At 63.7% G+C, this 488-nt stretch carries 1 protein-coding gene; it reads right to left on the reverse strand.

The annotated features are described in order from the left end of the window. A partial coding sequence (locus AC1DS3_RS39480; RefSeq protein WP_477129480.1) for an isochorismatase family protein occupies positions 1 to 488 on the reverse strand: 488 nt, incomplete at both ends.

Here is a 488-nt window from a genome sequence, read left to right on the forward strand (position 1 = left end):
TCCGGGGAGCAGCCTTGTGCACCGCCTTGTGGACCATCGTGTACGCGTAGTCGACACCCATGCCATAGGCGCCCGAGTGTTCCTTCGCCAGCTTCATGACGGCGTCATAGGTGTCGCGGTGGGCCCAGTCGCGTTGCCATTCGAGCAGCACCTGCTGCCAGGTCACCGGCACCACGCCGGCCTGGACCATGCGTTGCATGGCGTAGTCGTGGGCTTCCTTGCTGGTGCCGCCCGAAGCGTCCGCGACCATGTAGATCTCGTAGTTGCCTTCGAGCATGGCGCACAGCGCGAAGGTGGTGTTGCAGACCTCGGTCCACAGGCCGGCGACGATCACCTTCTTGCGGCCATTGGCGGCCAATGCGTCGCGCACCTTCTGGTCGTCCCAAGAGTTCATCGAGGTGCGCTCCAGCGTCTTCTGGTCCGGGAACACGTCGAGCAGTTCCGGATAGGTGAAGCCCGAGAACGACTCGCTCTCGACGGTGGTGATC

The sequence above is a fragment of the Cupriavidus sp. 01L46 genome, assembly GCF_056399905.1.